At 35.7% G+C, this 5,491-nt stretch carries 7 protein-coding genes; all 7 read left to right on the plus strand.

The features are described from left to right. The coding region (locus AACY61_RS08025; RefSeq protein ID WP_339611055.1) for a 4-hydroxythreonine-4-phosphate dehydrogenase PdxA at nucleotides 1-600 on the plus strand (600 nt) is incomplete at its 5' end. A gap of 81 nt (nucleotides 601-681) precedes the next feature. After that, nucleotides 682-1,230: a DUF177 domain-containing protein gene (locus AACY61_RS08030; protein ID WP_339611056.1), complete on the plus strand. Its 549-nt coding sequence runs from the start codon at nucleotides 682-684 to the stop codon at nucleotides 1,228-1,230. An 8-nt stretch (nucleotides 1,231-1,238) separates the two neighbouring features. Next, complete coding sequence (gene rpmF, locus AACY61_RS08035; protein WP_188438393.1) at nucleotides 1,239-1,436, plus strand: 50S ribosomal protein L32; 198 nt, start codon at nucleotides 1,239-1,241, stop codon at nucleotides 1,434-1,436. 171 nt (nucleotides 1,437-1,607) lie between these two features. Continuing rightward, nucleotides 1,608-2,603 (plus strand): beta-ketoacyl-ACP synthase III, encoded by a 996-nt coding sequence (locus tag AACY61_RS08040; RefSeq protein WP_339611059.1) that lies wholly within the window; start codon nucleotides 1,608-1,610, stop codon nucleotides 2,601-2,603. Nucleotides 2,604-2,625: 22 nt separating this feature from the next. Further along, nucleotides 2,626-3,111, plus strand: a complete 486-nt coding sequence (gene accB, locus AACY61_RS08045) for an acetyl-CoA carboxylase biotin carboxyl carrier protein (protein ID WP_339611060.1) — start codon at nucleotides 2,626-2,628, stop codon at nucleotides 3,109-3,111. An 81-nt stretch (nucleotides 3,112-3,192) separates the two neighbouring features. Further along, complete coding sequence (gene accC, locus AACY61_RS08050) at nucleotides 3,193-4,545, plus strand: acetyl-CoA carboxylase biotin carboxylase subunit (RefSeq protein ID WP_339611061.1); 1,353 nt, start codon at nucleotides 3,193-3,195, stop codon at nucleotides 4,543-4,545. Nucleotides 4,546-4,578: 33 nt separating this feature from the next. Beyond that, a partial coding sequence (locus AACY61_RS08055; protein WP_339611062.1) for an FAD-dependent oxidoreductase occupies nucleotides 4,579-5,491 on the plus strand: 913 nt, incomplete at its 3' end.

Below are 5,491 nucleotides of genomic sequence, written 5' to 3' on the forward strand. Positions count from 1 at the left end.
ATGGTAACCGACTCCTTAAGAGTTGGCTTGTTAACCGACCACATTCCTGTTAATGAGATTTCTAAACACATTACAAAAAGCTTAATTGAGAAAAAAATTAACTTAATATATACAGCCCTAAAGCAGGACTTTAGAATTACAGTTCCAAAAATTGCCGTATTGGGCATTAACCCACATACCGGCGACAATGGTGTTATTGGCACTGAAGATGATCAGGTTTTAAGACCTACATTAGAAAAAATCAATTACTCCGGAAAAATTGTTTACGGGCCCTATGCGGCAGATACCTTTTTTGGTTCCGGAAATTATAAAAATTTTGACGCTATTGTAGCAGCCTATCACGATCAGGGGTTAATTCCATTTAAAACAATTTCTTTTGGTAGCGGAGTTAATTATACGGCCGGATTAAGTAAAGTGAGAACTTCTCCAGACCACGGAACCGCTTATGATAAAGCCGGTAAAAATGAAGCAGATTATACTTCTTTTAGGGAGGCAGTTTTTAAAGCCATTCAGATATACAAAAACCGAGAAGAATATGCTGAAATTTCTAAAAATCCACTAAAGCCCTCTGCTAAAAAGTTATCCACAAAAAAGGGTTGATAAAATATTCTTGCTTTGAAATATTTTTTTATCTTTGCACCCGCCTTAACCGAAAGGAGCTAAGGTAAAAAAGTTGAAATAATGAAGCAAATGAAAGAGTTTACAATTCCTTTTGTGGGATTGAAGCAGGGTGAGCATCATTTTGATTACAAAATTGATAATACGTTCTTTGAACATTTTGAGTATGATGAATTTAATAAAGTAGCAATTTCTGCCCATACGACACTTATTAAAAAATCAAACGCACTGGAATTTAAATTCACAATAGAAGGACTTGTCAATATTTTTTGTGATGTGACAAACGAGCCCTATGACCAAAAAGTTAATGGAATTCACCATTTGGTCGTGAATTTTGGAGATGAATATAACGATGAAGACGACACCTTACTGATTCTCCACCACGGAAGCTTTGAAATAAACATTCAACAATATATTTATGAATTAATTATATTATCTCTTCCGGCAAAGAGAGTGCATCCGGGAGTAGAAGACGGCTCTTTAAATTCAGAAATACTTGAAAAACTAAAAGAATTAACACCAAAAGAAACTGAAGAAAATTCTTCAGAAAAATCAAATAAAGAAATAGACCCCCGCTGGGAACAATTAAAAAAACTATTAACGGATAAATAAACATTGCAATGGCACATCCTAAAAGAAAAATTTCTAAAACCAGAAGAGACAAAAGAAGAACTCATTATAAAGCAACTGCTCCGCAAATCGCAACAGATCCAACTACAGGAGAAGCTCACCTTTATCACAGAGCACATTGGCACGAAGGGAAGTTGTACTACAGAGGTCAGGTAGTAATTGATGCTGTAGAAGAAGTAGAGGCTTAAAAAGTTCCTTCCCAAAATTAGAAACTCTCACAACTCGTGAGAGTTTTTTTGTTTTTAACTTTTCTATATCTCAAAAACAACTTATTTTGCACCTGTTTTTTACTGAAATTTTGTATTTTCATCAAATTATACGCGTTTTAGTGAGATATTCAGTGAACTTAAAATAGTAATATGAACAACATCACAGCAGCAATCACCGCTGTAGGGTCTTACGTTCCTGATTTTGTGTTGACCAATAAAATGCTAGAAAGCATGGTCGACACTAATGATGAATGGATAACTTCAAGAACAGGAATAAAAGAAAGAAGGATTCTGAAAGATAAAGATAAAGGTACCTCCTATTTAGCCATTCAAGCCGCCAAAGATTTACTTCAAAAACGCGACCTTGACCCCAAAGAAATTGATATGGTGATTATGGCAACAGCAACACCCGACATGCCTGTTGCAATCACATCTGCATATGTTGCTACTGAAATTGGTGCTGTAAATGCATTTTCTTATGATCTAGTAGCTGCATGTTCAAGTTTTCTTTTTGGAATGTCTACAGCTGCACGCTATATCGAATCTGGGAAATACAAAAAAGTCCTACTCATTGGTGCAGATAAAATGTCTTCAATCATTGATTATGAAGACAGAACAACGTGTATAATTTTTGGAGATGGAGGTGGGGCTGTATTATTTGAACCCAATCAGGATGGTTTTGGACTTCAAGATGAATACCTAAGAACAGACGGAATCGGAAGGCAATCTTTAAAAATTGAAGCTGGAGGATCCTTGCTTCCCGCTTCTTCAGAAACAGTAACCAAAAAACAACACTATGTCTTTCAGGATGGACAAACAGTATTTAAATTTGCCGTTTCAAATATGGCAGATGTGAGCGAAAAAATAATGCAAAGAAATGGGCTGTCAAATGATTTGGTTCATTGGCTAGTTCCCCATCAAGCAAATAAAAGAATCATTGATGCCACAGCGAGAAGAATGAAGCTCAATGAGCAAAAGGTGATGATGAATATCGATCGTTACGGCAATACAACTTCCGCAACATTACCCTTGCTTTTAAATGATTATGAAAAACAACTAAAAAAAGGAGATAATCTGGTTTTCGCTTCATTTGGAGGAGGATTTACTTGGGGGTCAATCTACTTAAAATGGGCATACAACAGTTAAAACCAAAACTAAAATCAATACTATGGATATCAAAGAAATTCAAAACCTTATCAAATTCGTAGCAAAATCTGGCGCAAGCGAAGTTAAATTGGAAATGGGGGATATAAAAATCACCATTAAAACAGGGGGTGAGGACTCCAAAGGAGAAACCACCTATATTCAGCAAGTGCCTGTTCAACCTCAAGCACAACCACAACAGTCTGCTCAACAGCCTGTTGCCGAGTCTGTACCCACAACAAAAGAAACTGCATCAACTGATGAGAATAAATATGTAACAATAAAGTCACCCATTATTGGAACTTTTTATAGAAAACCATCACCTGACAAGCCATCATTTGTTGAGGTTGGAAGCACAATTAAAGAGGGTGACCCACTTTGCGTTATTGAAGCTATGAAACTTTTCAACGAAATTGAAAGTGAAGTTTCAGGAAAAATCGTAAAAGTTTTGGTTGATGATTCATCACCGGTTGAATTTGATCAACCACTGTTCTTAATAGACCCGTCATAACATATTAACCTTTAAAACTTAAGTTGTTGTTTTAATTATTAAACAAATAGTTTTAAAGGAAAACCTTAATCATCTTAAATTATGTTTAAAAAAATTCTAATTGCAAACAGAGGTGAAATAGCTTTACGGATAATTAGAACCTGTAAAGAAATGGGCATAAAAACAGTGGCGGTTTACTCAACTGCAGATGCTGAAAGTTTGCATGTTCGGTTTGCAGATGAAGCTGTTTGTATTGGTCCTCCCGCAAGTAATTTATCCTATCTAAAGATATCAAATATTATTGCAGCCGCAGAAATTACAAATGCTGATGCAATTCATCCCGGCTATGGGTTTTTAGCAGAAAATTCAAAATTCTCTGCTATTTGTGCAGACCATAAAATAAAATTTATTGGCGCTTCTCCTGAAATGATTGACAAAATGGGAGACAAAGCTTCAGCCAGAGCAACTATGATAGCAGCAGGGGTGCCTTGTATACCCGGATCAGACGGACTTTTGAAAGACTATGAGGACGCTGAAAAAACCGCCGGCAAAATGGGCTATCCCGTAATGTTAAAAGCAACTGCAGGTGGTGGAGGTAAAGGAATGAGGGCAGTACTGAAAAAAGAAAACCTCAAAGCCGCTTGGGATTCAGCAAGACAAGAGGCCGGAGCAGCTTTTGGAAATGACGGGATGTATATGGAAAAGCTAATTGAAGAACCACGCCACATTGAAATTCAAGTTGTGGGAGATTCAACCGGCAAAGCCTGTCACCTTTCAGAAAGAGATTGTTCAGTCCAAAGAAGACATCAAAAACTAACAGAAGAAACACCATCTCCATTTATGACTACTAAGCTTAGAAAGGCTATGGGGGATGCTGCCGTAAAAGCTGCAGAATCAATAAAATATGAGGGTGCCGGAACGATTGAGTTTTTAGTAGATAAACACAGAAATTTCTATTTCATGGAGATGAACACCAGAATTCAGGTTGAACACCCTATTACTGAGCAAGTTATAGATTTTGATTTGATTCGAGAACAAATTTTGGTAGCTGCTGGCGTTCCGATATCTGGAAAAAACTACACACCAAACTTACATTCAATTGAGTGTAGAATCAACGCAGAGGACCCTTACAACGATTTTAGGCCTTCCCCTGGAAAAATCACAGTCTTACATGCTCCAGGAGGCCATGGTGTGCGACTTGATACACATGTTTATGCGGGTTATAGTATTCCTCCAAATTATGATTCAATGATTGCTAAATTAATAACCACAGCTCAGACCCGTGAGGAAGCAATCAACAAAATGAAAAGAGCACTGGATGAATTTGTTATTGAAGGCGTTAAAACCACGATACCATTTCATCGTCAATTAATGGATCACCCAGATTATATTTCAGGAAATTATACTACAAAGTTTATGGAAACATTCAAAATGAATGAACCAGAAGATGAATAATAATAAAGCTCCTTAAAGGAGCTTTTTTTATCTATGAATTTAAGTTATTGGGAAAAAAATACTTGGTTTGAATCAGTTGATTTTGCTATAGTTGGAAGCGGAATTGTTGGCTTAAATTGTGCATTAAGCCTGAAGAATAGGTTTCCTAATAGTAAAATAATTGTCTTAGAGCGAGGCATTCTTCCCAGTGGAGCAAGTTCTAAAAACGCAGGATTTGCTTGTTTTGGAAGCATATCTGAAATATTTGAAGACCTTAAAAACCACACTGAAGAAGAAGTTTTTCAACTGGTGCAAAAAAGGGTTGAAGGATTGAAGTTACTTAGAAATATGCTGGGAGATCAACCTATAGGTTTCAAACAATGGGGTGGTCACGAGCTTTTTTTAGCAAATGAGTCAGTATTATTTGAAGAATGCCTAACGGCAATTCCTCAAATAAATACGTTATTGAAACCATTGTTTAAAGAGGAAGTTTTTTATAAAAGCAACAATGATTTCAACTTTCAAAACATTATAAAAAACTATATAAGCAGCTCTTTTGAAGGACAAATAGACACAGGTAAAATGATGCAGGCTTTGGTAAAAAAAGCAATTGAAAGCAATATTTTAATAGTAAACAGTGCAGCTGTTACTTCCTTTTTAGAGTTAAAAAATAGAGTTGCTTTGGAAATAAACAACGATTTTGAGTTTCAAGCCCATAAGTTATTTGTTGCCACTAACGGATTTGCTAATCAGTTATTAAATGAAGAGATTAAACCAGCAAGAGCTCAAGTATTAATAACAAAACCTATTGATAATTTAAAAATAAAAGGCACTTTTCATCTTGACAAAGGCTTTTATTATTTTCGAAATATCAACAATAGAATCTTATTTGGAGGAGGAAGAAATTTAGATTTTCAAGTGGAGGAAACTACTAATTTTGGACTAACAGAAAAAATACAAAATCAAT

Origin of the sequence: uncultured Planktosalinus sp., from assembly GCF_963973675.1 — a bacterium.
Taxonomy (GTDB): Bacteria; Bacteroidota; Bacteroidia; order Flavobacteriales; family Flavobacteriaceae; genus Planktosalinus.

Bases quoted from the DNA above. Each gene is read 5' to 3' on its own strand.
- accB (WP_339611060.1), top strand. From the start codon at position 2,626: ATGGATATCAAAGAAATTCAAAACCTTATCAAATTCGTAGCAAAATCT.
- AACY61_RS08040 (WP_339611059.1), top strand. From the start codon at position 1,608: ATGAACAACATCACAGCAGCAATCACCGCTGTAGGGTCTTACGTTCCT.
- rpmF (WP_188438393.1), top strand. From the start codon at position 1,239: ATGGCACATCCTAAAAGAAAAATTTCTAAAACCAGAAGAGACAAAAGA.
- accC (WP_339611061.1), top strand. From the start codon at position 3,193: ATGTTTAAAAAAATTCTAATTGCAAACAGAGGTGAAATAGCTTTACGG.
- AACY61_RS08030 (WP_339611056.1), top strand. From the start codon at position 682: ATGAAGCAAATGAAAGAGTTTACAATTCCTTTTGTGGGATTGAAGCAG.